This window comes from Reinekea blandensis MED297 (genome assembly GCF_000153185.1).
GTDB classification, from domain to species: Bacteria; Pseudomonadota; Gammaproteobacteria; order Pseudomonadales; family Natronospirillaceae; genus Reinekea; species Reinekea blandensis.
In genome coordinates this window covers 128,558-153,431 of record NZ_CH724151.1, presented here as the reverse complement: position 1 = coordinate 153,431, position 24,874 = coordinate 128,558, and the positions used below count along the sequence as shown (strand labels likewise).

The 24,874-nt window shown below is 51.7% G+C and carries 28 protein-coding genes and 1 tRNA gene; 22 read left to right on the top strand and 7 right to left on the bottom strand.

Annotation, left to right across the window (positions count from 1 at the left end; genetic code table 11):
- Positions 1–20 precede the first annotated feature (20 nt).
- Positions 21–440, bottom strand: a complete 420-nt coding sequence (locus tag MED297_RS09250; RefSeq protein WP_008044316.1) for an acyl-CoA thioesterase — start codon at positions 438–440, stop codon at positions 21–23.
- 395 nt (positions 441–835) lie between these two features.
- Between MED297_RS09250 and MED297_RS09245 the strand changes: the two genes are divergently transcribed.
- The 5 genes from MED297_RS09245 (at position 836) to phoU (ending at position 6,274) form a co-directional block, all read left to right on the top strand.
- Entirely contained in the window at positions 836–1,870 is a 1,035-nt protein-coding gene (locus MED297_RS09245; RefSeq protein WP_237613429.1) for a substrate-binding domain-containing protein, read from the top strand.
- A 108-nt stretch (positions 1,871–1,978) separates the two neighbouring features.
- A complete protein-coding gene (gene pstC, locus MED297_RS09240; protein ID WP_008044312.1) occupies positions 1,979–3,367 on the top strand; it encodes a phosphate ABC transporter permease subunit PstC in 1,389 nt (462 codons plus the stop codon).
- Complete coding sequence (pstA, locus tag MED297_RS09235; protein ID WP_008044310.1) at positions 3,360–4,673, top strand: phosphate ABC transporter permease PstA; 1,314 nt, start codon at positions 3,360–3,362, stop codon at positions 4,671–4,673. The genes pstC and pstA overlap by 8 nt, the downstream gene beginning before the upstream one ends.
- Before the next feature lie 62 nt (positions 4,674–4,735).
- On the top strand, positions 4,736–5,548 hold the full coding sequence (pstB, locus tag MED297_RS09230; RefSeq protein WP_008044309.1) for a phosphate ABC transporter ATP-binding protein PstB: 813 nt from the start codon (positions 4,736–4,738) through the stop codon (positions 5,546–5,548).
- A 12-nt stretch (positions 5,549–5,560) separates the two neighbouring features.
- A complete protein-coding gene (phoU, locus tag MED297_RS09225; protein ID WP_008044303.1) occupies positions 5,561–6,274 on the top strand; it encodes a phosphate signaling complex protein PhoU in 714 nt (237 codons plus the stop codon).
- 49 nt (positions 6,275–6,323) lie between these two features.
- Here the strand turns inward: phoU and MED297_RS09220 are convergent, their stop codons facing one another.
- Positions 6,324–7,097 carry a substrate-binding periplasmic protein gene (locus tag MED297_RS09220; RefSeq protein WP_008044302.1) on the bottom strand — a complete coding sequence of 258 codons (774 nt, stop codon included), beginning with the start codon at positions 7,095–7,097 and terminating at the stop codon, positions 6,324–6,326.
- 167 nt (positions 7,098–7,264) lie between these two features.
- Here MED297_RS09220 and MED297_RS09215 point away from each other — a divergent pair.
- From MED297_RS09215 to MED297_RS09200, 4 genes are all read left to right on the top strand, one after another.
- Positions 7,265–7,340 (top strand) — tRNA-Thr (locus MED297_RS09215).
- Between the two features lie 473 nt (positions 7,341–7,813).
- Positions 7,814–8,641, top strand: a complete 828-nt coding sequence (locus tag MED297_RS09210) for a BRCT domain-containing protein (protein WP_154650895.1) — start codon at positions 7,814–7,816, stop codon at positions 8,639–8,641.
- Entirely contained in the window at positions 8,620–9,321 is a 702-nt protein-coding gene (locus tag MED297_RS09205; protein ID WP_161599292.1) for an ion transporter, read from the top strand. The genes MED297_RS09210 and MED297_RS09205 overlap by 22 nt, the downstream gene beginning before the upstream one ends.
- Positions 9,322–9,747: 426 nt before the next feature.
- Positions 9,748–10,296, top strand: coding sequence for a hypothetical protein (locus tag MED297_RS09200; RefSeq protein WP_008044294.1), 549 nt, complete (start codon positions 9,748–9,750; stop codon positions 10,294–10,296).
- A gap of 95 nt (positions 10,297–10,391) precedes the next feature.
- Here the strand turns inward: MED297_RS09200 and MED297_RS09195 are convergent, their stop codons facing one another.
- Together MED297_RS09195 and MED297_RS09190 are read right to left on the bottom strand one after the other, a co-directional pair.
- Positions 10,392–10,724, bottom strand: a complete 333-nt coding sequence (locus MED297_RS09195; protein WP_008044292.1) for a zinc ribbon domain-containing protein YjdM — start codon at positions 10,722–10,724, stop codon at positions 10,392–10,394.
- Positions 10,721–11,212: a YcxB family protein gene (locus MED297_RS09190; RefSeq protein WP_008044289.1), complete on the bottom strand. Its 492-nt coding sequence runs from the start codon at positions 11,210–11,212 to the stop codon at positions 10,721–10,723. The genes MED297_RS09195 and MED297_RS09190 overlap by 4 nt, the downstream gene beginning before the upstream one ends.
- A gap of 652 nt (positions 11,213–11,864) precedes the next feature.
- Between MED297_RS09190 and MED297_RS09185 the strand changes: the two genes are divergently transcribed.
- The 7 genes from MED297_RS09185 to MED297_RS09155 all read left to right on the top strand — a co-directional run bounded on the left by MED297_RS09185 (position 11,865) and on the right by MED297_RS09155 (position 18,856).
- Entirely contained in the window at positions 11,865–13,139 is a 1,275-nt protein-coding gene (locus MED297_RS09185) for an ATP-grasp domain-containing protein (protein ID WP_008044287.1), read from the top strand.
- 6 nt (positions 13,140–13,145) lie between these two features.
- A complete protein-coding gene (locus MED297_RS09180) occupies positions 13,146–14,519 on the top strand; it encodes an iron-containing redox enzyme family protein (protein WP_202594533.1) in 1,374 nt (457 codons plus the stop codon).
- Positions 14,507–14,827: a Rieske (2Fe-2S) protein gene (locus MED297_RS09175; protein WP_008044283.1), complete on the top strand. Its 321-nt coding sequence runs from the start codon at positions 14,507–14,509 to the stop codon at positions 14,825–14,827. The genes MED297_RS09180 and MED297_RS09175 overlap by 13 nt, the downstream gene beginning before the upstream one ends.
- Positions 14,824–16,074 carry a hypothetical protein gene (locus tag MED297_RS09170; protein ID WP_008044281.1) on the top strand — a complete coding sequence of 417 codons (1,251 nt, stop codon included), beginning with the start codon at positions 14,824–14,826 and terminating at the stop codon, positions 16,072–16,074. Before MED297_RS09175 ends, MED297_RS09170 begins: the two co-directional genes overlap by 4 nt.
- A complete protein-coding gene (locus MED297_RS09165) occupies positions 16,064–17,302 on the top strand; it encodes an ATP-grasp domain-containing protein (RefSeq protein ID WP_008044279.1) in 1,239 nt (412 codons plus the stop codon). Before MED297_RS09170 ends, MED297_RS09165 begins: the two co-directional genes overlap by 11 nt.
- Complete coding sequence (locus MED297_RS09160; RefSeq protein ID WP_008044276.1) at positions 17,299–17,994, top strand: phenylalanine--tRNA ligase beta subunit-related protein; 696 nt, start codon at positions 17,299–17,301, stop codon at positions 17,992–17,994. Before MED297_RS09165 ends, MED297_RS09160 begins: the two co-directional genes overlap by 4 nt.
- Positions 17,995–18,133: 139 nt before the next feature.
- Positions 18,134–18,856, top strand: coding sequence for a hypothetical protein (locus tag MED297_RS09155; RefSeq protein ID WP_237613428.1), 723 nt, complete (start codon positions 18,134–18,136; stop codon positions 18,854–18,856).
- Between the two features lie 100 nt (positions 18,857–18,956).
- Here the strand turns inward: MED297_RS09155 and MED297_RS22060 are convergent, their stop codons facing one another.
- From MED297_RS22060 to MED297_RS09145, 3 genes are all read right to left on the bottom strand, one after another.
- Positions 18,957–19,154 (bottom strand): hypothetical protein, encoded by a 198-nt coding sequence (locus tag MED297_RS22060; protein ID WP_154650894.1) that lies wholly within the window; start codon positions 19,152–19,154, stop codon positions 18,957–18,959.
- A gap of 114 nt (positions 19,155–19,268) precedes the next feature.
- Positions 19,269–20,093 carry an oxygenase MpaB family protein gene (locus MED297_RS09150; RefSeq protein WP_008044266.1) on the bottom strand — a complete coding sequence of 275 codons (825 nt, stop codon included), beginning with the start codon at positions 20,091–20,093 and terminating at the stop codon, positions 19,269–19,271.
- A 23-nt stretch (positions 20,094–20,116) separates the two neighbouring features.
- Positions 20,117–20,728, bottom strand: a complete 612-nt coding sequence (locus tag MED297_RS09145) for a hypothetical protein (RefSeq protein ID WP_008044264.1) — start codon at positions 20,726–20,728, stop codon at positions 20,117–20,119.
- A 245-nt stretch (positions 20,729–20,973) separates the two neighbouring features.
- Between MED297_RS09145 and MED297_RS09140 the strand changes: the two genes are divergently transcribed.
- From MED297_RS09140 to MED297_RS09110, 6 genes are all read left to right on the top strand, one after another.
- A complete protein-coding gene (locus MED297_RS09140; RefSeq protein ID WP_040556940.1) occupies positions 20,974–21,420 on the top strand; it encodes a COG4315 family predicted lipoprotein in 447 nt (148 codons plus the stop codon).
- Positions 21,421–21,438: 18 nt separating this feature from the next.
- Entirely contained in the window at positions 21,439–21,978 is a 540-nt protein-coding gene (locus tag MED297_RS09135) for a sigma-70 family RNA polymerase sigma factor (RefSeq protein WP_008044261.1), read from the top strand.
- The gene (locus tag MED297_RS09130; RefSeq protein ID WP_154650893.1) at positions 21,963–22,706 is read left to right on the top strand and encodes an anti-sigma factor; all 744 of its coding nucleotides are present in this window, start codon (positions 21,963–21,965) and stop codon (positions 22,704–22,706) included. The genes MED297_RS09135 and MED297_RS09130 overlap by 16 nt, the downstream gene beginning before the upstream one ends.
- A 393-nt stretch (positions 22,707–23,099) precedes the next feature.
- Positions 23,100–23,531, top strand: a complete 432-nt coding sequence (locus tag MED297_RS09120; RefSeq protein ID WP_008044256.1) for a hypothetical protein — start codon at positions 23,100–23,102, stop codon at positions 23,529–23,531.
- Between the two features lie 115 nt (positions 23,532–23,646).
- Positions 23,647–23,976 carry a DUF3392 family protein gene (locus tag MED297_RS09115; protein WP_008044254.1) on the top strand — a complete coding sequence of 110 codons (330 nt, stop codon included), beginning with the start codon at positions 23,647–23,649 and terminating at the stop codon, positions 23,974–23,976.
- Positions 23,901–24,797, top strand: a complete 897-nt coding sequence (locus MED297_RS09110; protein WP_237613427.1) for a S1/P1 nuclease — start codon at positions 23,901–23,903, stop codon at positions 24,795–24,797. Before MED297_RS09115 ends, MED297_RS09110 begins: the two co-directional genes overlap by 76 nt.
- Positions 24,798–24,874 lie beyond the last annotated feature (77 nt).

Sequence of the window (24,874 nt, the reverse complement as noted above, 5' to 3'; positions counted from 1 at the left end):
AGGTTGGATTCTGAACGCCTTTACTTGGCGGCGACGAGCGGTGCTCTTGGCTCTAATGATCGGATACGTCGGTTGTCATCGATGGCCACGTAGACGAACTCAGCCTCGGTCACCTTCTGGCGTTCTTCATCTTCAGGCATGCGGCTCCAGACCTCGACCATAATCCGCACCGATGAGCGCCCCATGCTGATCACGTGGGTATAGCAACAGACCACCGAGCCGACTTTAATAGGTCGCACAAAGCTCATGTCACCAATGGCCATGGTCGCAGTACGGCCGTTGGACAGGCGATTGGCGACAATGCTGGCCGCCGTATCCATTTGGGTGACCAGCCAGCCACCGGAAATATCACCGTTCGGATTGGCATCGGCGGGTCGTGCCATGACGCGTAGTTGCAGCTCACCACGCGGTTCGGGGTTAGATTCGTCCAGTTTTTTCATCAGGTTGTCGTCTTATCAGCGTATTGTTGTATTTGGATGGCTATTAGGGCCTGTTAACACTATTTATATCCAGTTTGCCGAGTTTAAACCGTTCACGACGGGCAAAACGCGCGAGTCGTGGTGATTTCACCTGAGCAGGTGATAAAGATGACGTGAATGGGTGCAAATAGCGTTAACAGGCCCTAGTATAACGAGCCATCCCCGCGCTGCCTATCGGATGATCAACTTACCGGGTTGACGTTTATCCGATCATCGTCTGCACTAACCTGCGTTTTCCTTCAAATATGTCAGTTGTCATATTTGTGTCACATTGAGTTCATATGATTGTCATATTACAGGTCTACGATGCTTCTCGAGTTGAAGGCTCAGACCTAAAAAAAATTGGAGGAAGTTCCGTGAAAAAGACAATATTTGCTGCAATGCTGGCGACAACGGCTGCAATCGCTGCAGTTCCAGCCCAAGCCCGTGATCAGATCAACATCGTTGGTTCTTCAACAGTGTATCCCTTCGCGACTGTTGTGGCAGAGCGTTTTGGTCGTGCGACTGGTAACCCAACCCCGACCATTGAGTCGACCGGTTCTGGTGGTGGTCTGAAGCTGTTCTGTGACGGCATCGGTGAGAACACGCCGGACATCACAAACTCTTCTAGCTACATCAAACAGTCTCAGTTCGATGCTTGTGCTGAAAAAGGCATTGATATCATCGAAGTGAAAATCGGTTATGACGGCATTGCGTTCGCTAACAGCCGCCAGTCAGACAAAATCGATGTCAGCCGTAAGGACCTGTTCCTGGCCTTGGCCGCTCATGTCCCAGGTGACAAAGAAGGCGAGCTGATCGAAAACCCGTACCAGACCTGGAAAGACGTAAACAGCAGCCTGCCTGCGACTAAGATCCGCGTTCTGGGCCCACCGCCAACGTCCGGTACTCGTGCTGCCTTCGTTGAGCTGGTCATGGAAAAAGGTTGTTCAGAAATTTCCTGGATCAAAGACCTGAAGAGCTCAGACAAGAGCAAGTGGGAAGAAGTATGTGGTTCTATGCGTGAAGACGGCGCGTTCGTTGAAGCGGGTGAGAACGACAACCTGATCGTTCAGAAGCTGGACGCTGACCCAAGCTCTTTCGGTATCTTCGGTTACTCGTTCCTGGATCAGAACAGCGACAAGCTGCAGGGTGCTTCTTTCGACGGTGTTGATATCTCTTTCGACAACATCGCTGACGGTTCTTACCCAGTTTCTCGCCCACTGCACTTCTTCGTTAAGAAGCAGCACATCGGCGTGATTCCAGGCATCATGGAATATGTAAACACTTTCCTGAGCAACGCGGCACAGTCTGAAGACGGTTACCTGGCTGAGAAGGGTCTGATCCCTCTGAGCGGTGTCGAACTGCAGAAAATGCGCGCCGACGTGAATGCACAGAAAGTATTGAATATGTAATCTGGGCCTCCCGGATTACGCAAAGAGTCAGGCTCATCGGCCTGGCTCTTTTTTACGTTTGAAACAGGCCGGTTTGACACCGGCAATTTAGTGTTAAGAGGAACCAGCATGACGTCATCGTCTTTGTTATTACTGCTGATTCTGATCGCCGCCATCAGTTACTTTTTTGGTCGTAAGCGTTCAGAAGTGGTCGCGCAGTCTGTCGGTGGAGTGCGCTACCTGCATTCATTACCGAACTATTATGGCCTGATGGCTGCCGTGTGGGCGGGCATACCGGGCTTTGTCGTGCTGAGCCTCTGGGTGATGTTTGAATCGACTGTGATTCAGGGCATCGTCGCCAGTTCCTTTCCGGACTCGCTGAAAGCATTGAGCGAATCCCAAACCAATCTGCTCTGGTCCGAAATTAATAATCTGCGCTCCGGGGTCATCACCAACGCATCCGACCCGGCGTTGTTGACGGCGGCCGAGCAGCTCACGGCGCTGGAAGATCGTTCCAGTATCCTGAAAACCATTTTAACGTTGGGCCTGGCGGGCTTAACCGGAGCCATCGGCTGGAAGCTGATTCGCCCGGCACAAAAAGCGCGCAACCAGTTCGAAGCGTTCTTCCGTATTCTGCTGATGCTCAGCTCGCTGATCGCGATTTTCACCACCGTCGGTATTGTGTTCTCGGTGCTGTTTGAATCGGTTCGGTTCTTCCGCGAAGTGCCTTTCTTCGACTTTATCTTCGGCACCAAGTGGAGCCCGCAGATTGCCGTGACTGCCGATGTTCCCGGCTCCTCCGGCGCCTTTGGTGCGGTACCACTGTTTGTCGGTACCCTGTTAATTGCCTTTATTGCTCTGTTGATTGCGGTGCCGATTGGTCTGATGTCGGCCGTCTACTTGGTGGAGTACGCCAGTTCGAAAGTGCGTAACGTCGTTAAACCGCTGCTGGAAGTGCTCGCGGGTATCCCGACCGTGGTTTACGGTTTCTTCGCCGCCCTGACCATGGCGCCGCAGCTAAAAAACTTTTTCGAAGGCATCGGTGTGAATGGTGTCTCGTCCGAGTCGGCCCTGGCGGCGGGTTTGGTTATGGGCATCATGATTATCCCGTTTGTTTCCTCGCTGGCCGATGACGTTATCAGCGCCGTGCCAAACTCCCTGCGCGATGGCTCCTACGGTCTGGGTGCCACCCGCAGCGAAACCATTAAGCAGGTGGTTTTCCCGGCCGCGCTGCCCGGTATTGTCGGCGGTATTCTGCTGGCCGCTTCGCGCGCCATTGGCGAAACCATGATTGTGGTGATGGCGGCGGGTCTGGCCGCTAACCTGACGGCCAACCCGTTGGAAGCTGTGACTACCGTAACCGTACAGATTGCGACACTGCTGGTCGGTGACCAGGAGTTCGACAGCGCTAAAACCCTATCCGCTTTTGCCCTGGGTCTGATGCTGTTTTTCACCACCCTGATGCTGAACGTAGTGGCCCTGGCCGTTGTGAAGAGGTTCCGAGAGCAATATGACTGATCAGAATATGAATGCCATCGAACGATTGGCAACCGTCAAAGAAGAACGCATGAAGGCCAAGCTGGGCAAGCGTTACGCCAAAGAAAAGCGCTTCCGTGCGTACGGTGTGGCGTCGATCGTCATTGGCCTGTGCTTCCTGGCGATGTTGCTGGGCACCATCTTTACCGCAGGATGGAGCACCTTTTACGCGACTGAAATCCGCCTGACCGTGACTTACGATGCCGACGCCATTGGTGTCAGCGACCTTAACGATGAAAGCCAGCTGATGTTCGCCGACTGGGGCGCGCTGGTAAAAAACGCCATGAAAGAACGCTTCCCGTATGTGTCCGGTCGTTCGGATCGTCGCGCCATGTATTCACTGGTCTCCAGTGTGGCCGAATACGATCTGAAAGATCGGCTCGAAGCCAATCCGGAACTGCTCGGCACCACCGAAGAAGTGTGGCTGATGGCCGACGATGAAATCGATGCACTGATGAAAGGTCAGGTCGATATGTCGGTACCGGAAAACGAGCGTCGGATTTCCGATTTGCAAAACAGCCTGGTGGAATCGCTGATCGAGTCCGGTGAGTTGAAGAAGTCATTCAATACCACGTTCTTCACCAACGGCGACTCTCGTGAACCTGAGCAAGCCGGTATTCGCGGAGCCATGCTCGGCTCGTTCTTTACCCTGCTGGTTACACTGGCGCTGTCGTTCCCGATTGGCGTTGCCGCGGCCATCTATCTGGAAGAGTTTGCACCGAAGAATCGCCTGACCGAAATTATTGAAGTGAACATCAACAATCTGGCGGCAGTCCCCTCCATCGTGTTTGGTCTGCTCGGTCTGGCGGTGTTTATCAACGTGTTCCATCTGCCGCGTTCAGCGCCGGTGGTGGGCGGTTTGGTTTTGACCCTGATGACGTTACCGACCATTATTATTTCGTCGCGTTCGGCCATTAAAGCCGTACCGCCGAGCATTCGTGAAGCGGCACTGGGCCTGGGTGCCTCCAAAGTTCAGATGGTGATGCATCACGTACTACCGCTGGCCATGCCCGGCATGCTGACCGGTACCATCATCGGCATGGCCCAGGCACTGGGTGAAACCGCCCCGCTGCTGATGATTGGTATGGTGGCGTTTATTGCAGACATCCCGAGTGGGCCTTTGGATTCGGCAACGGTATTACCGGTGCAGATCTTCCTGTGGTCTGACTTGCCGGAACGCGCGTTCGTCGCCAAAACCTCCGGTGCCATCATGGTTCTGCTCGGCTTCCTGGCCGCCATGAACCTGCTGGCGGTGTATCTGCGTAAGAAATTTGAAACCCGCTGGTAAGCCCCGGCGCGACTAAAGAGATTTAAGAGGTAAAAGCTGTGACTACATTAGCAAAAGACTCAATGGAAGCGGTATTCGAGGGCTGGACCAGCACCGTCGGTAAACCCACCATGGACAGCGACGTGCGTATGTCGACCCGCAACGTTGACGTTCACTACGGCGACAAACAAGCCATTTACGGTGTCGATCTGGATATCGGCAAAAACGAAGTACTCGCCATGATCGGCCCGTCCGGCTGTGGTAAGTCGACGTTTCTGCGAACGCTGAACCGCATGAACGACACCATCGACATCTGTCGTATCACCGGCGACATCATTCTCGATGGCGACAACATCTACGACAAACACATGGACGTCGTTAACCTGCGCGCGCGCGTCGGTATGGTGTTCCAGAAGCCGAACCCGTTCCCGAAATCCATTTACGACAACGTCGCTTATGGACCAAAAATTCACGGTTTGGTGACGCGTCGTGCCGAGCTGGACGAAGTGGTCGAAACCGCCCTGCGTAAAGCCAGTATCTGGGACGAAGTAAAAGACCGATTGGACCAGCCAGCCACCGGTTTGTCTGGTGGTCAGCAGCAGCGTCTGTGTATTGCCCGTACCATTGCCGTATCACCGGAAGTGATTCTGATGGACGAGCCGTGTTCGGCACTGGACCCGATCGCTACCGCGCGCATCGAAGAGCTGATTGCGGAGCTGTCCGAAAACTACACCATCGCGATCGTCACCCACAGCATGCAGCAGGCGGCGCGGGTATCGCACCGGACTGCGTATTTCCATCTGGGTCGATTGATTGAAGTGGGCAAAACCGACAAGATATTCACCGCCCCCGAGCACAAACTGACGGAAGACTACATCACCGGCCGATTCGGTTAACAGGAGTTCACCATGGATAAAATGACCTTTGATAAACATACCTCCGCCCAGTTCAATGCTGAACTGGAAGATGCCCGCAAGCATCTGATGGAGATGGGCGGTCTGGTGGAACAGCAGATCGAAACGGCGTTTAAATCGTTGATGGAAGTCGACACCGACCTGGCGACCCGCGCCATCGAAAAAGACAAAGACGTCAACAAGATGGAAATCACCATCGACAAACAGACCACCCAGATTCTGGCCAAGCGTAACCCGGCCGCCTCGGACCTGCGTTTCATCATCTCGGTTACCAAGACCGTGAATGAACTGGAACGCATCGGGGACGAAGCCGCCAAGATCGCCAAGCAGGCCATTGAACTGGCCGACACCGGCTCAGGCCCGCAAGGTTATGTTGAGCTGCGCCACATTGGTGAGAAAGTCCGTCAGATGGTGCAATCGGCACTGGACTCCTTTGCCCGTCTGGATGCCGAAGCCGCGCTGTCGGTGATGCAGCAGGACAAAGCCGTTGACCTGGAATACGGCACCGCGATCCGCTCGCTGGTAACCACCATGATGGAAGACCCGCGCAGCATTTCCCGCGCACTGAACGTCATGTGGGCATTGCGCTCGCTGGAACGCATTGGCGACCACGCGCGTAACATTGCCGAGCAGGTGATTTATCTGGTGAAAGGCAAAGATGTGCGCCACAAGAAGCTGGAAAAAGTGGCCGAACAGGTTAAGAAGTAAGTCATTACTCACGCGGAGCTGCTCAAAACCGGGCAGCCTCCGCGCTCGCTTACTCGGTATAACGCTTAATGATGGATGGCCCCAGCGTTTCCCGAACCTCTTTTAAGATCGTCCAGAAAGTTTCCACCAACTCCGGGTCTTGCGCATAACGTTGCTTGGAAAACGCCAGGTACCAAGGCTGTTCCAGGAACGGGATCGGCAAGGTGGTGATGTTGTCCTCTAGCCCCATTTGCCGAGCGAGTTCACGCCCCAACTGTTCTTCCAGCACATAGCCTTCCAGCCGCCCCGTCGCCACCAGTGGCAGCGCCTCACGTGGGAGCAAGGCGGTAATAGGGCGCATGCCCATCGCTAACAGCTTTTTCTCACTGACGTACCCGGGAACGGACTGCACCAGCGGTTTCGCCGGGCTAAAGGCTTCGCCATTCCAGCTCAGCTCAGAACCCATGGGCACAAAAACGGGGTAGGTGGCGAAGTGCAGATAACGGTCATCCGGCACACCATCGGTCTTAGGGAACGCCGCCCAGGCGTCACGCTCTTCGGTATAGATGGTGGCGAACATGGCATCGACATCGCCATGCTGTAATTCAACCTGACAGCGCTTCCACGGCTTGCGCTCAAACACCACGGGGTGCTCAAGTAGGGCCGCACTCTGTTCGATATAGTCGTAGATGATGCCGCCGTGCCCGGCAACCTGCCCGGAAGTGCCCAGAATATAAGGGGGGAAGTGCTGGTCTTCGTAACAGATAACCAACGGTTCGGAAGTCGAGGCGCTGGCAATAGCGGCCAGCCATAGCCCGGCGGAAGCGATAAGAAAACGGCACATTGACTTGAAACTCCGGGTAGAACAAGGCCATTGTAAACCAAAAAAACCGGCTCAGCCGTGAAAAGCAGGAGAAAGTGAATGGAAAACCCGGCAAAGCAAAAAATTCCGTTAATTATCAACTAGTTGTTGACCTTTTTAAAAACCATCACTATAGTACGCCTCCGTTAGCCGGCATAGCTCAGTTGGTAGAGCAACTGACTTGTAATCAGTAGGTCCCGAGTTCGACTCTTGGTGTCGGCACCAAATTTCAAAAGCCCCGTAACCGCAAGGTTTCGGGGCTTTTGTCGTTTTGGGGGTTTGGTTTTTTGCAAGTGCCAACTTCATTCATTACTTAGTTCTTCTTAAAGCCCTTAGTTTTACTCGACTGTTTAGCTGTGGCAGCGTCTGTGGTTCGGTGCATTGTAATCTTCGAGACTGTAGCGTCGAACTTCAATTGATGTTGAATCCTTGGTTCAAAAAAAACTTTATTTTTTTGCCTATCCCTATGTTCACGTTGATGCAATCGAGGTTTTGGCACGTGAAGATTAAGCAGTTTGCATTCACCGTGTTTTACATAAGCTTCTGGATGACGTTTGAATACTGACAAACTTTTGTTTAACTGGGAGCGCTAGTATGGTAGTTGTACTGCAAACTGGTCAAAATGGAGATTTGTAGTGGTTGTTCTAAACAAGGATGGTCAGCCCGCCGATAGAGGGCTCAATTACTCAAGAAATAGGTTGAAGACAGTTCTGACTCTGAGAGGAATTCTACAAGGTATTGTTTCCGACAATGAGCTTCAGGATTCAGAGATTTTCTACCTTAAGCTTTGGATCGATAATGAAGCAAAGGAAATAGGAGACGGCGATATATTAGATTTGCGGGATGCTATTGGGGATATTTTGCGAGACAAGGTGATAACTACTGAGGAGTACGAGGATCTAACAGAGCTTATTAACTGCATCATTGAATATTCAACGCCGCCAGCGGGCGTGGATCAGTTTACGCATGATTTGATGGGGTTTATTAGCGGGATTACAGCAGATAATCTTCTAACAGATGATGAGATATTTAAACTTCGGAACCTTCTAAATGCAAATCCGGAACTGGTAGAGCGTTGGCCAGGAAGTGCAATCCACTCTAGAGTCGAGAAAATTCTCGAAGATGGTGTTATTTCTTCTGATGAGAGTAATGAGTTGCTGACAACGCTCAACGATATATCCGCTCAGAAGTTTTGGGAATACGGTGCAGTAGGAGGGCTTACAACAGCTTTTCTTAAGAATGATGAGTTACCATATTCGTTCAAAGGCCGATCAGTGTGTTTCACTGGGAGCTTTGTGTCAGGTACACGTAGGCGTCATGCTACAATCGCAGAATCCATTGGTGCGCTGATCTCTAAATCCGTTACTAAAAATCTGGATTATTTAGTTATTGGAAATGTCGCAAGTCGCGATTGGATTCAGAAATCTTACGGAAGAAAAATAGAAACGGTAATCAAGAATAGAAATGAAGGTGCTAAAACAAGAATCCTCACGGAGAAAGATTGGTGTCTAGCCGTGGGTCTTTAGCAACCGAAATACCTAACTGGGTTGAGTGGTTATCCATAAGTTTAGTACTGTTTTCATCAGTAAGCATTGTAATTACGACAGTTCCAAACTTGCCTATCCTAGTTCTAAGGTTTTTCGAGTTTAGTGAGTACGTTGTACTGACAGTTTTCATTGTCGAATATTTTTATAGACTTTATCTTAGCTCGGAAAAGCGTCAATATCTTTTCAGTTTTTATTCGATTGTTGATCTCATCGCAATCCTTCCAAGTCTACTAATTCCAACGATGGACTTAAGATCTGTCCGATTGATACGTCTTCTCCGTCTAACCCGTTTGCTCAAACTTTTGAAGTATCAGAACGCCCTCCGTAGATTTAGACTCGCTATGCGAGAGTCTCGAGAAGAGCTTATCCTTTGGTTACTTATCTCTTTTGTGCTTTTGTTTATGGCTGCAGTTGGTGTTTATCACGCCGAAAACTCTGCACAACCGGACGTATATAAAACAATTGGTGACAGCCTATGGTGGGCGGTGGCTACATTAACTACGGTTGGATATGGTGATATCTATCCGGTAACTATTGTTGGGAAGATTTTAACCACAGTAATACTAATCTTAGGTCTAGGAATGATAGCTATGCCTACAGCGATAATTACCTCATCTTTAGCTTCAGTAAAGAAGAGCTCTATGAAAGATGATAGCTGAGTTTAAAAGGATAATAGGCTTATTGAATATGATGGGCTGTTTTTTTGACAGCACTGTTCAAGTACACGACCTTGTTTAAAAGATGGCTGTGGATGTACAAAAGTTAACATCCTAGTATAACACTCAGCTTTATAATCCTTATGATGAAACTGGAGCGTACTGACTGACCTTCTAACTATAAATTCGGGTGAAAATTTAGGGTTTCCACCAGTCCTTAAAACACTTGTTGTTATGGGTGTGCCTATTGTTTACCTTCAGTTGTCGATTAATTGGACATTAACAATGGTGTTGTATATCACGGGCAACGGGTTACTTGGCGCATATACTTCAGAACTACAAAAACGATTCATAATAAATTAAAATCGGCCTGATCTACGCATAGTTAGTTAATGCTGTGAATAGCCATTTTAAAAATGAGATAGATAAATGAGTGAGCATGTTGCAATAGTTTTTCTTCGCCGATTAGACATGCTCTTTTTAGATTGTGATTTCTATGAAAGGCTGTTTACTGAGCAATCTAAAGTAAACACTTACAATAGGGAATTTCCATTTTCTGTAAGCCGAATACAAGTTTGTTTGGAATATCACATCTTAATGACGCTAACTCGTCTAATTGAAGGTGAGGGTAAGTTAACACTATTATCAGTTAGAAAGGTGCTTTGCCCTCAAGGGCTTAGCAAGCAGCAAGACCAAATGAGGCAGTCTATTCAAGAAAAAATTCACAACTCGAGCCTGGTGGAATGGAGAAATAGGAAGGGAGCTCACTTTGAACTAGACAGTTCATTGAGTTCAATAGAAATTAATCCTAATATTTCTACCGACTTAATAAAAGACCTTGTTGATGAAGTTAAATTTTTTGTTTCTGACATGATGAGATCTTCGGGGAAGTTTGAGAATTATTTTGAACCTGATCGACGTACTGGGTCTGATAGAGATTTTGAGCGTTTTATCAAAAGACTTGTTAACGATTTTTAGTTAATTCAAAAAAGTCGGCTCGTAGTATTCAAGGAGACAGTGACCAAAGGGGCAGAGTCCGTTGATACTGCAAAACTGCTATATAGCGAAGTCTTTCAAGCCTTCTTCACAAACTTGGCCGTCACCATCATCTCGCCCGCGCCATCGACCTTGCAATCCAGCTGATGATCTTTGCTGTCTTTAATCTGTCGAATCAGAGCCTTGGTGCCAATCTTCAGCACTTGCGAACTGCCTTTAATCTTTAAATCTTTTACCAGCGTAACTTTGTCGCCTGCACTGAGTGGCGTGCCGTTGGCATCGGTGACTACAACGGCATCTTCATCGGGTTCGTTCGGGTTCCATTCATACGCGCATTCGGGGCAGATGAGCAGGCTTTGGTCCTGGTATACCCATTTGGAGTCGCACTTCGGGCAGTTGGGCAAACTCATGCGTCATGGTTCCCGGACGTTTGGTCGTTCAACGCCAGAAACTGAGCAATCTGTTCCTCGGTGAATAAGGCTTTGGAAAGGTACTGCTGTGCGCCGTTGGCTTGCACCAGGATGAGCCCTTTTTCGGTTTCAAGGACGCGGTCGATGTCTGCCCAGGCCAGTCGTGTGTCCGAGGCGGTGCTTTGGGTGCGAATGCCGTCGTTATCAATGGTTAAGGTGACTTGTAGGTTGGCGTTTTTGCCCATGGTTTGGCGGAACAGCCACCAGGCACGGCGGTAGCGCATGTGTGCCAGTTCCAGTACAGCCAACGCCAGCAAAGCGATACCGCCGACGGTGGGTTGGCTGGTGAAGATGAGCAGATACAAACCGCCCGCACCGGCCAATAACGGTAACCAAACATTGGGCTTGCGTGCGTAGGGCAGCGACTCGTCATAGCACTCGGCAAGGTAGTCGCGTGTCAGGGTGAACTCGGTGGTGAATGGTTTCATTTTATTGCATTCCGTTGATGTACGGGCATGGTACCGCATCGGGCGTTTGGACGTCGAATGGGTCCCTGTCCATGAATCCTGTTTGTGTGTCTCTGGGTGAGCATAGGTTAGCAGTTGGGAGCCATGCCGTAGTCAGGATTGATTAACGTGTGTTTGGTTGACCATCTGCTCTGTTAGCTTTCATCCAAAGCTCTGGTTTTCAGATCTTCTTTTTACCCTCTTATTTTGTCGGGTAGCACGACCCGCTGAAAAAAGTTTTTGAGTGCAAATATTTCCGTTTGATTAGAAAAGTTTTTGAGTGCAAATATTTCCGTTGGGTTAACGCTTTTACCGACCAATTTTCTCGTAGTTTTTCTGGATCGTTCAGTCAGGTTCGGTGGATGTGGCTAAAAATTCTGTAGACGCATGTCTAAAAAAACGAATGAAGGAATCTTCAGCGATGCGTTTTTATTTTTCTGGCGTTGATTTGTCATAAACGATTCGTAGACTGGCCGCGCTTAAAAACTGATCTGCATCAATGCATTTTCTGGAACGCTTGAACCTTCAACTTTGTCTTTGTGTCGAGGGCTGTCATTGATTTCGTGGTCTTGATCAGATTTTTAAGCTAACCGAAAGGTGAGTGCTTTCTACAACTCTGGAAGAAGGGATTTCTATGAACGACGTGTTTATTTTGCTGGAACCGTTTAATCACATGCTCAACGTGATTGAGGCGGCCCATCGACGAGGGTATGACATCGTGACGTTTCATACCTTGCCAATCCCGGATGAGTTTCCTGAGGGCCATCCTATGCGGCTGGTCTCCAAGAAATGTCATCTGAGCTCGTGGGTCGATGTCGATTCGAATCTTGCCGCGGTGATCGACGCTTGTCAGGGACGTCAGGTTGTCGGTATTTACTCAGCGGCCGAGGCGACGCTGCAACTGGATGCCGCCATCAAAGAACACTTTGGCTTGGTTGGTAATCACCCTGAACAGGTCCGCTGTTTTCTCAACAAGCAATGGGTGCGTTCAGAGTTGCAGAAAGCCGGTCTGTCCAAGCTGCAGTATCTTGATGAAAAAGCGCTCCGTTCGCTTCAGTCCTGGGATGAGTCGTCAGCGTATTTTCTTAAACCGGTTAACGGCGCCGGCAGTGCCTCCGTTAAGCGCTGCACCTCGTTAGATGACATCCGAGCCGCCATTAAAAACTGGGATGAGATGAACGACGTTCACCTGCCAATCCTTCGCGAGTACATGAAGAGCGGTGCCGGCATATTTCTGGAACAGGCGGCGGAAGGCGAGTTGTTGTCTGCCGAGGGCGTGGTCTACGACGGCGAATACTATCCCATTGGGCTGACGTCCCGTACGGTTTTAGAGCGTGACCCTGCCGTTGAAATGGGCTGCAGCTTTCCTTACGAGCACCCACTGAAAGATAAAATATTCGAAACCATCGGCGCTATTCATAACGCAATCGGGTTTCTGCATGGTGTCACGCATGCGGAGTTAGTCGTCACCTCTGAGGGCGAAATTGAGCTGGTTGAGTTGAATATTCGGTTTATCGGGTTAGACGCGCTGACCATGGTGAATAAGGCTTGCGACGTTAACTTTGAAGATCAGCTGGTAGCACTCGCCGTTGGTGAACAGCCGAGTATGGCGGCACTGGCAGAGCCAAAGCAATTTATCAGCATGCAGTACGTATTGGCGCCACCCAACACGAAAACTCTGGCCTCTTTTGAGGTTCCGGGTGCCAATCTGGTCTATCAACGACAGATGAAACCCGATGGCAGTGAACTGAAAACGACCGACAACCAAATGGATCACATTGGTTGTTTTATGGTGCGCGGCGACTCCTATGAGGATGCCCTGGCAAATGCGGAAAGAACGCGCCAGCAGGTGAAGTGCAATGGTCAGAGCTTGAACTCAAACCCGAACAATCGTGTGATTTTAAGGTGATTGAACATGTTTTCTAGTCTGGAATTTAAGGAAAATCTGGATCGTTTCCTGTCCTCACCGCTGTTGGGCAACCGTCGGGACTTTCTTTCCAATGGCTGTCCCTACACGCGTCCATGTCGGCCACAGGATCTCCAAGCGGAACTTTTTACAAAGGCATTAACCGAGCAAGAGCTTGATCGAAACTCTTACTTGGCGGCGCAACGCATGCTCAATGTGATTTATGAGAAAGACTTGGTTTTGCTGCCGACCGGGAAGCAGAAAAAGCTCGATATTAACGCGTACCAATCGTTTTATTCATCCGATCACTATCGGTCGGGCGAGGTGATTCGGGAAGATTTGGAACGCCATTGTTTTGATTTTTTGAATCATGAAATTCAGATCAGTGGAAAGTGGGACATTGAATCGTTTACCGCCTATTGTCAGCAGGAGTTGGACGATATCGCACAGTCCGAATCGTCGTTGTTGAAAAATCTCACAGCGAGTGCCGACCCGGAGTCGGCGACCCGATTTTTCCTGATTCAATGCGCAGGGGATTTCTTGTCCGAAGCCTCGGCCATGGGCCGAAATGTCCTTGGTAACTTCGGTTCGCATACGTCGGAACTGTTTAAAGTCTTTATCGACGAATACGGTTATGGCGTGCATGAGAAGAAACATTCGACAATTTTTGAACATATGATGACGGATGCCGAGCTGGACAATCGGCTGCATACCTACTGGCAGTTTTATACCGCGTCGTCACTGTCGTTGATTAACTATTTCCACTACATCTCAAAAAACCATCAGTATTTCTTCCGGTATCTGGGTGCGTTGTATTTCACCGAAGCCTCGTTGGCCTTTACCACAAAGAGCCAATCTAAGTTGGTTAAGCAAGTGTTTGGCGGTCGGGTAAAAACCAAATATTTTGATGAGCACACGCACATCGATGTACACCACGGCCGGATGGCGTTGGAAAAAATCATCATGCCGGTGGTCAAGGAATACGGTGAAGGCATTTTGCCTGAAATCCTTCGAGGCTTTCAGGAGTTTGCGCACCTGCAGGAACTGGCCGATGAAGATTTGTACCGGCACATCCGAACGCACGATACCTTGGCCGAGTTGCAAGAGATGGCGTCTCGTTATCAAGCCCAGGAAGGCGCCGAGGTTGCCGAGTTTGTTGAATCAGAGGGCGAACTTTCTGTGACCCATTGTCATGATGTGAACGAGCATTTTTCGGTCGTCTCCGGCGAAATCGATTTGGTGTTTTCACCGCACAAACGAGTAAAGCTGAAGGCCGGGCAAGCCATCGTGATTCCTAAGGGGATTTTGCATGGGTCTTGTGTGGTGAGTAAGCAATGTACCTACCGAGTCACAGAGTACCGAGGTGAACTATGCGCGTCGTAACGTTTCCCGTCGATCGAGCGAACCGGCTGATGATTGAAGACAAAGGCTATTTTGTCTTTAAACGCCAAAACGAGACGCTTTGTGTGCCGACCGAATGCCCGCATCGAGGTGGGCCTATGCATTTGGCGAAGGTGTCAGACTGTGGTGAACATCTGGTCTGCCCTTGGCATGACAACTCGTTTTCTTGTCAATCCATCCGGCGGAAAGCATTACCGCTGGTGCAACGTAAGGGGACCATCAAAGTGGTCGCTAAGGCGCAAAATACCATTGCTTTCTGGAACGAAGACGGAATTGTGAGCAGCTTATGAGTACCCAAGAAACGATGGTATCCACCATCAAAACCACACCGACCGCCGCGTTGTTTTATGCCTTGGCCGGCCTGATGGTAACCGCCGACCTGGCCCTGATGAGTGGGGCGGTCTGGGTCGCCCTGCGCGAAACCGGTTCTGCCATGTTGGTGGGTGTTATTCTGTTTGTTGCGACACTGGTGCCGCTTTGCATCAAACAGGCCAGTGCCGCGCTATCCAAAACGGGCGTTAGCCTGTCTGTTGGGTCTCTGAGTGCCTACCGTTACGTGGCGGCGGTGTCGTTTCTGGTGCTCGCACTCGTGGGCAATACTAACGCGACGATACTGTATCTGGCGATCGCATTTGGGATTGGCATCGTTAATTTTGTGACCCAAAGCGGTATAGAAATGCTGAACGCCCGTTTAGGTGAGGGTGAGTTTGTAGATCGGGCTAAGTCGGTTAAGTTCGTTCAGCTCAGTGTTCAGTTGGGCGCCTTTGCGGGTGCGGCCTCCGGTGGATTTTTAGTGGAGATGCTGCCGTTTACCTCGTTTCTGGGTGTTCTGGTCGGCGTTTCGCTGGTCGTTACCATTGCGTTGCAGTTGACCTTGAGTGGTCAGCTGTCCGCTCAGCCGAATGCTTCGGGCGCCGTTACGTCGCCTTCTGTGGCAACCGCGAATGTGCCGGAGGTATTGCCGGAAGGCCGGTTCTTACTGATTGGCATAATGGCCATGGTGGGTGCCCATATCGGCGCATTTAACGGGTTTCTGCCGTTTTTATACCAAACCATTCATGGATGGTCCGGTTATGAATTCGGGTTGGCCAGTGCCATGGCCGCCTTGGGCGCACTCTGCGCAATTGCACTGCCGGTTAAAAGGTCTGTCTTGTTAGGTCTGGCCGGGCTGTTGTTGTTGTCGGATGCGTTGCTGTCTTTCGTCGCCATTCGCTGGCTGTCCATTGGCTCGGTTTTTGTCATCGGAGTCTCTGTGAGCTATGTCCGCTTGATGATGCGCCATGAGGTGATCACGGCCGACTGGACGCCCGGTGTTAAGGAATCGCTGATCGGGAAAATGGTCATGACGTTTATGGTGGCCATGGGTTGCCTGCCCTTATTGATGGGCATTGTTATCAGTAATACGCCCCCCGAACTCAATGCGGCGGCGTTATTGTTTGTTGGTCTGGCGGCGACATTGCTGGGGCTGACGGTTTCAAAGCTGATCGCGGGCGAAAAGCGCGCGCAATCCGAAGCGGAGGTGAATTATGAATCCTGAATGGGTGGTCATCGTCGACCCGTTTTCGACAGGCGCGCTGCTGGCGCCGGAAATTAAAGCTTTGGGTTATGCTTGTGTCGCGGTCATCAGCAATGATCAGGTCTCCCCCGCGTTGCGCAAATCGTTTAATGCGGATGACTTCGAGCACACCTTTCATTCCAGCGAGGACTGTCAGCGTTGGGTGCATGACTCAGGCGCTACCATTGCGGCGGTGATGGCTGGCAGTGAAGTTGGCGTTGCGCTGGCCGATCGACTGGCCAGTGAGTTCGGTACCCGGGGAAATTCGGTCGAAACGACTGACCATCGGCGCAATAAACAAGCCATGCAGGCCGCGTTGGCAAAGCACGGACTTGCGCACATTAAAACCTGGTCCGTTCAGTCGGATGCCGAAGCGCGTGCGTTGGTGCAGACGCTCGATGAAGGCGCTTATGTCTTAAAGCCGGCCAATTCAGCCGCCACAGAAGGCGTCATGTTTGCAGACACTTGCGCCGAGCTGCTCGAACGACTCGACGACATCAAATGGGGCGCCACCAATTGTCTCGGCGAGGTGGTTTCCACCTATCTGGTACAAGAGTTCTTAAGTGGCCCCGAATACGTCATTGATATGGTTTCTGTGGACGGCGATTGCATCATCTCCTCATTGGCGGTTTACGATAAGGTGCACTGCAACGGTTCCCGGTTTGTTTACAATGGTTTGCACCTGCTGAACCCGGATGCCCTGCAGTATTCGGCGCTGACATCGTATGCACGCGACTGTGCGCAAGCGCTGGGCATTCAAGTGGGCCCTATCCATATGGAGGTCATTGATACCCCGCGTGGACCGGTCATGATCGAAGCGGGCGCCCGACTGCACGGTGGGATCGCGCCGCGGTTGATTCGCGACTGCTATTCGCCCGACCTGCTGTCGTTAACGGTCGACTGCTATCTGGACAGAACCCAGATCACGCATCCCGTTCAGAAAGCGGAAGGTCGTATCGTGTTTGTGATTGCGCATCAGCACGGGGAATACCCGGGCATTTCGGCCGGTGATGACGCCGCGATCCGGGCATTGCCGAGTTATCGCGGGCACGATATCTGGCAGACTGTCGGTTCTTCGTATGAACCAACAACTGACTTACTCAGTTGTCCGGCTCTATGCTGGTTCGCCAGTGACGATGCCGAACAGCTGAGTCGGGATGAGCAGGCATTCCGCTCAATCATGGCCAGGTATTTTGGTGACAAACCGTGAAGGTCAGCATCGCACCTGACGCGTTATTGCTTGGTTTACAGGGATGCGTAGCGGCACACATAACAGGCGTTCAAGTTGCAGAAGACCGTGAGTCTGTCTATCGAACCGCCATGGAGGCGCGGCTTGACCAGCTTCGACATCAGTATGATGCGTGTGTACAACAACCGGAAGTCTCCGGGTATCAAACCCAGCTGGCGCAAATGGGGTACCCGAATACAGAGCCGGCCAATCTGCGCTTGATCCGCAGTTGCCTGGAGCGCGGCGTTAACCCCATTTTAAATGTCGTTGATGCCTATAACAGCGTTGCACTGAACTACGGAGCGAGCTTTGGTGTGCACGATGCCGCAAAGCTCAAGGGGACTATTGAGGTGTGCCGGGCACAAGAGGGGCGGAAGATTCGCCCGCTGTTTTCTAAGCGCGATAAAAAACTGGCGCATGGCGATTTGATCTATCAGCATGAGAACCAAGTGCTTGCGGCCATTGGGTCACGGGATTGTGATGCCGATGCGTTTAAAATTACACCTGACACCACAGAGCTATTTGCCATGATACTGGGGCATGAGCATACATCGGTGACGCATAACCGAAACATCGTTAACGACTTCGTGTCGGCACTGCGGTTAACCTGCCCTGAGGTCACCTTGTCGTGGGTCGAGGTGATTACGGCTGATATTTCAGCGCAGGCGAGTTGAGCCTAACTGTGTAGTCCATAGACGGGGTTTTCTTTCGGGCATTTATGTCGTAGAACCCCAACTTTATGATCGTATCAGCAGAAAAAATGTCGATTTATGTCATCATTCCGTCTTTAAAACAAATGATCAAAAAGGACGAATGATGTTTGGTTGGTTGAACAGAAACAAAGCAAAGGATGCGGACATCAATGCGGTGGTCCTGGATATCGAGGTACCGGGTGTCAATAACGATAAGAACCAGCTGACGCAGTGCTTACTCGCCGTTGGTGACCTACAGGCCGCCTATTTGGTTTGCGTTGCTCACCATGATTCCAATCGGAATGAAACAGACATTAAGGGCATTCGATTAGTCATAGATGGCAGCCCGGCGCAGGTTGCTGAAGTGACCGAAAAACTCAAGGACTGTCATTTAAACATCGAGTTTTCTGGAGTAACCGCGCTAACTGAATACGGGACTTCAGTTAGAACGACGATTGTCGAGCAGGGGCATAATCTGTTGGGCGGCGCGGGTGAACTCTTTGAGCTGACGGTGCTGGTGAAGAATCATCAGGACAACGCCTATCAGGCGATACTGGTTCATGTTGGTTCAAAGTTGGAGCTCGGAGACGATACTGTACAGGATGTTTTTCATAAGGTATCTCAGGAGTGCCGCTTTTACGGTATGGAAGTTTTGGATGTTTTGTCCAACATTCAGGCTATTGCCCTGAACGAGTACCAAGCGACCATGGAGGCTAATGGTCTTCCCGGTGATTATCCATTTGCACGAGCGATGGTGACCAACCAGAACGCGATCATCAAAGGGCAAATACCGCTGGCCGACGATGAGCTTGAGGCCCTGCTTGCAAACTTACCTTCGAATTGATTTCCAAATTGATTTTTTTGTTTTGGCCGTGACTCCGATCCGGTAATTGAGGTCACGGCCATTCATGTTTGGATGCACGTATCTGTTAGTTGGCGGCACTTTAGCTGCGCAAATCAATCGTGCGACTCTCACTCGTATTATCGGCTTTGACGCGGTAGTTTACCTGAGCATCGTCTAAGGTAATCACCTGTTCCTGTTTCGGGTAAAACCATTCTTCGTGAGATTCATCGCTGCCATAACCGTCAATAGTGATTGGCTTGCGCCCCGACATTGCGAAGCGCGGATTCAAACGTAGCAAGACGCGGGCTACTGTGAAGTGAATCTAAAAAAGTACGACTCATGTGGGTCGTTAAAGTGCGGGCGAACCGGCTTGGCTCACCGCAGTTTGGAAAAACGTATCGGATTACAGCGGTTACAGAGATCCTAAATCATCAATCGCATACCCCATCGGATAGGTTTTGCGTTTTCGCTTCAGGATCGATTTTTCTTTTTTGTTTTTGGGTAACCATCGCAGTAATCGCGCGCGCAACGTCAGCGAAGTATTTAAGAATGTTTCCAGCGCTTTTGGTGCCTTGGGGTACTGAAACGCCTCTCGCAATCCATCATCGAGCATGGCGTAAATGGCGGGCCGCCCGGCGGGGATCGCCCAGCGTGGCAGATAAAAACTCAACAGCAGATCCCTCGTGACGGAGGCAATGCGGGTATTGGCAATATGGTACTCAAAGCGTTCCTGCTCAAAGCGCCGATTAAAGGCTTCGAACGCTTCCAGCGTTTCAGGAATCTCCTGAATCTTCATCTTTTCACCCAACGCGCGGTAGTACAGAAACCAGGCCTGCTGTTCGTTGTCGTTCATCGGGCGCCAGCCAAAGCGTTCCAGCCAGCGGATGGGTTCGAAGACAAAAGTCGAGAGCACGTACAGGTACAGATCGTTGTTGATCCGGTAACGGTGATGCATGGCGTTAATGCGCTCTATGGCTTGTTGGCCGGTGTCGCTGTTTAACCCATGCTCGACTGGGTAGGCGAGCAGCAGTTCGGTGTCGTCGTAGCGTTTTTGCGTGGCTTTCAAAAACTGTCCGCTGTGCAGCAACACCTTCGAAATCGCGGGAACGGCGTAGGTCCGGTAAAGCGCAAACTCCAGCGACTTTTCAATGTCCCAGGGGAAAGTCACCATACTCAGTTGCCGGACGATGGCTTCGTAGCGCTGGCTCGGGTCGGCCGTTTGAGTATCCAGGGTCATTGGTCGCGTTCCTTCCATGTTAATCAGTTCAGTCCTTCGAGGTGCTTCAGCGCACCCATCAATACATCGGCCTGGCGTAAACCGCATTCCTGGCCATCGGGTGCAATGTCGCCATCGTTGTTGAGGTCCCGGCCGGTGTAAATCCACGCCGTTGCCGCGGTCAGTTCGGCGCGGTCTGCGTCGGTGAGCGTTGTTTTGCTCTGTAAGGCCTCAACCCGGTCGTCGGCTTCGGCGGCGTAGCGCAAGGCGTTGTTAGTACATTGGGCAATGGCGTCGGCGTAGTCAACCACGTTGGCGGTGGCGTCAATGGCCATCGCCGACAAGGCCGTATGTTTGACCATGCCGGAAAGTGCGGAGCTTAGGTCGGCGCCGTCCGTGGTGGCATTACCGGTCAATAACCCGGACAGTCGGTTCAGCCGGCGTTTTACGTAAGCGTCGGCGGTATTTGACTGTTGCAGAATGAGCGTTTCTGCATGGGCTTGCTGATATTGCTCCAGGGCCAGCGGCAGAAAGCCAATGCCGTCCGGGTTGCTGTGCCAGGCGTCGTAAACGTGTTTCAGGTGAGAATGGGCCATATTGGCGCTGTAACAGACGGGCGCCAGCAGCAGGGTTAACAGTAAAACGGGCAGTTTCATAAGGTCACCGGGGTTGAGTCATGGATGAATGTCTATAGAAACGCTGCGCGTCACGGTTTGGATGCAGGTTGTCAGCGACTTTTTTAACCGATGGAACAGCGGTGTGATGTGTTTAATTAGCCTAGGCTCTGGGACCCTACAGATGTCGGGGTCCATGTTCGAAGAATTTTTTTTAAACTGCTGCATCCAAGCTGGAAACTGGTGTCGTTTCAATGGAGGAACTCAACAACATAAAGGAACGACCCATGAAACTTCATACTATTCTTCTGACTTCTGTTTTAGCCGCCACTGCGATGACCGGTTGCGCCAGCAAAGGGTACGCCTCAGATTCTTACGACAGCTACAGCAATGACTCGATGACGGTCGCCAAGGCCGATACCGTGGTCAAAAAAGTGAATGCCGCGATGGGCGAAGTGTTTGCGACCGCCGGTGGCATGACGCTGTACACCTTTACTAAGGATGCACCGGGCAAGTCGAACTGCGATGACGGCTGTGCTGCGAACTGGCCGCCGTTTGCAGCGAAGATGAACGCCGAAACCTGGGGCGATTTTACGATCATTCAGCGTAACGACGGTACCTACCAATGGGCCTACAAAAATCAACCACTCTACACCTGGGTGGGCGATCAGAAAGAAGGCGACACCAATGGCCATGGTATCGGCAACGTGTGGTACGCTGCTCAAACCAACTAACCGAAAGAGTGTCTCGATTTGAACCAAGACGCCTGGAAGCGAGAAGTTGAACAGACGCTGGCGCAGGTAAAGCTGAAGCATCAGCCTGCGCTGTCTCATCTCTACGACTTAACCAACGCCAAGTTGTATGGCCTGATCCTGAAGATGATTCCGGATGAAGGGCTGGCGGCCGATGTGCTGCAGGATGCGTATACTAAAATCTGGCTGAATGCCGACCAATACCGGGCCGATCTGGGCTCGGCCTGGTCCTGGCTGTGTCAGTTAACGCGGAATCAGGCCATCGACCGGATACGGCAGCGTCAGCGATTAAAAGAGACCGACCAGGACGCGGCACCGGATGACTTCAGTGCCGACACGTCCACGCTGTGGCCGGAGCATGTCGATTTAGGGCGCTGTTTGCAGGCCATCCGTCAGGAGCAACAGAACGTTATCGTCTCTTCGTACGTATATGGTTGGTCACACGCCGAGTTGGTGGAAAAGTTCGATACCCCGTTGGGCACGTTAAAGTCGTGGATTCGACGCGGGCTGCAGGAGTTGCGTGAATGCTTAGAAGCATGAGGTATCAGAATCCGAAAATCCGCGAGCATCTGGCCAGTCAGTACGCCATGGGCTTACTGCTGCCGTTGGTGAAGCGCCGGGTGGAACGGCTGATCGAGCAGGATGCTTCTTTTGAACGGGAAGTGCGGGCCTGGCAAGAACGCCTAGCGCCGATGAACGAACTGCCGGAAGAACGCCCAGCCCCTGCCTATGTTAAACAGGCCGTCATGAACCGGATTCAAGGATTGACCGGATCGTCGGATACGCCACCGTCCCCGTTGCAAAGTTGGTGGCGTTCGTTACGGCTCTGGCAGGGGCTGACCATGGCGTCGTTGGCGCTGGTGGTGGTGATTGCGCTGGCGCCATTAGGAACTGAAACAGACTTACCGGCGAAGCTGTCGTACATCGCTGTGATGCAGGCGGACGGCCAGGTAGGTGAGTCGCCGTTGGTGATCAGCGCCTACGGCAAAACAGAGTCGACTCCGTCGCGTATCGAGCTGCGCTGGAACGACCGGACGGACAAACAAAGCGTTGAAGCAACCACGTTGTGGGCGATTGAACGCGAAACCGGCGCGGTCACTCAACTCACTCAGTTAGCGGCGGATACCCGCAGTGTCAGCCTGACGGCGGAGCAGTGGCAGGCGGTTAAAAACAGCCTGGAGCTGGTGGTGGTGCGGGGTAACGACTTTAACGGTGATGTCGTTCTGCGTGGCCTGTGCATTCAATTGGCGGACTGGAACCGCGTCTGATGCCGGTTGGTGGTGTTTGTGCCGCCCACCGGTTGTCTGTATCAGCTGACTCACAGCCTACTTACTGAGGTGCTGCGAGGTTTTCCTCCCGGAGCACTGCTGACATTTCATTGCATTTTCCAACAGTGGTCTACACTGATTTTATGGGATATCTGCCTGGGTGACAGACCACAAAAAATAGGCGACAAGATCGGTGAGTCCGGTCGAAAAACGCTCATCGATGGCAGAGAACCCGGTCTTGTTCCCGGCGATTGCAAACGTGCTGGACAGTTGGATCTGAATGGGCGATGTTAGGCGTACCAATTGCCTGTCTGCCGAGAATGAGGCGACTGCGATGGAACCGGTGTTGGAGTTGCCGGTCCCATTGATGACATCGTATTCCGGAGGTGATCAATGAAGTTCGTGTCTACTGGCTTTAGAGCCTATGCCATTCGAGTCCTGCTGTTAACGGTCGGTATTATTCTGGCCCAAGCGGCTGCCAACGACGATCAACGCTATCCGGCTGTGCTGGACGTTGAGGCGGTAGAGCAGGACGGCCGCTGGTCGGTGACGACCACGATTTCCTCTCCTTATGATTCTCCCGAGCGTTACGCCGATGGCTTCCGGGTGCTGACCGATACCGGTGTCGAGCTGGAAGTCCGAACCCTGTGGCATCATCATGCGGATGAACAACCCTTTACCCGCTCTCTGGTTGGCCTGCCAATACCGGATGGGGTCACCTCGATTTACGTTCAGGGCCGGGACAAAGCCAATGGCTGGGGTGGCCAGGTGGTTCGGGTTCGGTTGTCCGATGGCGCCACTGAGGTTCTGGAAAGCCTGCCATAAAACGGATGCAGATCGCACTGCTGAGCGGAACCGGGCGTCGTTGCCATGCAACAGGGTTGTTTTTCTGGCCTGTCCGGCTACATTAGCGCCTTCAATCTGACTAAGAACAGGCCCTATGCTGACAGACTTACTGGCTGATTTTTCTGGATGGTTCCGCCCTCATCTGACCTTTATCGCTTCGGCGCTCATTGCCACTATACTGGTCATCTACGGTGACCGTATTAACAAGGCGGTCTGGGCGTTGGTGAAAGGCGCTCATTTTATTGTTCGAACTCTGGTGTTTATTGCGTTATGTGCATTCGGTTACGGCGCGTTAGCCGTTTATCTGGTTCCGTTATTGAAAAAACTGCTGCTGTTGCCCGGTTCGCTTTGGCTCGGTCCTGTGGTGGTCTTGGTCTTCGTTCTGGTGGGCATGTTGGCCGAAAAACAAAGCCGTCGCGGCTGAGTCTGCTGCTGGCACTGACGCTCTGCTCGGGTGTGGCCCTGGCCTTTGAAGAAAGCGGACACACCATGGTGGCGCAGTTGATGGTTCCGTTTCTGAAAGACGGTGCCCGCTCGGAGTTGGAGCGCCTCTACGGTGAAGACTGGTCCCGGGAAATCGTCTCCCGGGCGGCTATGGTCCAGGCCGATCTTAATCGGCCGCAGAACAAATCGATGATTCCCCTGCAACTGACGTTGTTTGAGCAGGGCGATGAAACGTTTCAACCGGATAAACATTGTCCGAATAACCGATGTTCGGTCGGCGCGGTGCTGGAGTCGCGAGAAGTTCTGTTGCGCTCATCGTTCAGTGATGCCGATAAACGCCAGGCCACCATCTACCTGATGCATTATGCGTTGCAGATGCACATTCCGGTGAACAGCGGGCTGAAGCGTGACGACGGCGGTCGGAAGATTTATCTGAAAGACGACGATCTGCAACCGGTAAACCTGGCCTGGATATGGAATCACGATCTTTATCGGCAAATGGATAAGCGCTGGTTTACCTATGCCCAAGAGCTGTATCGGGATATCGAAAAGGTTGATCCGCAAGCCTGGGTCGAGTCGATGAATCCGGCGGACTGGGCGCTGGAAGCGCATGAAATCGCCGAGGCAGAGGTGTATCCGCTGGCGGCCGAAGGGCGCTACAGTGCCCAGTTAAAGCGGGCAGGCACGGCGGTGCTGGAAGAACAGTTGAAAAAGGCGGCGTATCGCACGGCGTCGTTGTTTAATGAGATGTTTCCACCCGAGGATGCACCCGACATGGCAGAATCCGAAGCCGAGGGTTAATGCTGCTTAGGGTGCTTGGCAAGTGGCTTTCGAGCAGGCATTAAAAAGGGGAAGGCGACGTATCGCTTTCCCCCTGG